General features: G+C 68.2%; 1 protein-coding gene. It reads right to left on the bottom strand.

Going from position 1 to position 1119, the window contains the following annotated elements:
- Positions 1 to 1099 (bottom strand): IS630 family transposase (locus IE207_RS32850; protein WP_190187983.1); only part of this gene is annotated, 1099 nt, incomplete at its 3' end.
- Positions 1100 to 1119 lie beyond the last annotated feature (20 nt).

Below are 1119 nucleotides of genomic sequence, written 5' to 3'. Positions count from 1 at the left end.
TGCCGCCCCAGCGGATGCCTTTCTCGCTGCGAATGCGGGCGCGTTCGCGTCGTTGGGCGGCGAGGACGTCGGGGTGGCGTGCGTTTTTGTTGCGCCAGCGTAGGTATGCGTGCAGGGCCCGGGTCTGGACGGTGTGGTTGGGGTGGTTCGAGTTGGCGAGGGTGAACTGCCGGAGCGGTCCGAAGTGGGCTTCGATGGGGTTGGCCCAGGAGGCGTAGGTCGGGGTGAAGCACAGCTTGACCTTGTTCCGGGCCGCCCACCTGCGGATTTTCCAGTTGAGGTGGGCGGAGAGGTTGTCGAGGATCACGTAGATCGGGGCGCCGTCCGGGCGGGCGGCACGGATCGTTCTCAATGCGGCCCAGGTGTGGTCGATGCCCTTGCGCCTGCGGTTGATGCCCCACATTTGGTCATCGCCGACGGAGTAGCAGCCGTGGAAGTAGGTGATTCCGTGGGTTCGGCGGTAGGTGGCCGGCAGCCGGTCGGGCCGACCTTGTCCGGCCCAGCAGGAGCCGGCGGTGGGGCGGATGCCCAGGGGCCCGAACTCGTCGAACGCGAACGTGCGGTCTGGCCGCTCGTTGATCGCGTACTCGATCCGGGCCAGCTTCGCGTCGAAGTCCGGGTCCGGGGAATCCTTCCAGGTCTTCGTGCGCTGGAAGGAGACCCCGCGGCGGGTCAGTAAGCACCGCAGTGCCTCCCGGCCGATCCGGACGGGCCGGGCAGTGTTCCTGCGCAGGTGATCGGCGAGCTTGCGGATCGACCAGCGGGTGAAGGGCTTGCCCAGGACGGTCGGGCGGGTGGTGGCCGTCTGGACGACGTAGTCCTCGTCGTCACGATCGAGAAGGCGGGGACGGCCTCCCGCCCACCGAGGGTTAAGGCATGCGAGCCCGATCTCGTTGAACTTGTGGATCACATCGCGGACGGTGTCCTCGTCCGCCTGGACCAAGCGGGCTATGACGGGGACCGTGCTGCCGCCGGCCGAGGCCAGCAGCATCATCGCCCGACGGAACCGCACCGAACTGGTACTGCCCCGCCGGACGATGTGCTGGAGTTTCTGCCCCTCCTGCTCGGTCAGCCCGCGAACCCGAACCGGTTGCGCCATCCCGCCTCCCCACTGGTCCG

The organism is Streptomyces cirratus (assembly GCF_014650775.1).
In the GTDB taxonomy this organism is placed as follows: Bacteria; Actinomycetota; Actinomycetes; order Streptomycetales; family Streptomycetaceae; genus Streptomyces; species Streptomyces cirratus.
The sequence above is the reverse complement of the archived record's forward strand: the minus strand, read 5'-3'. Positions and strand labels throughout refer to the sequence as shown.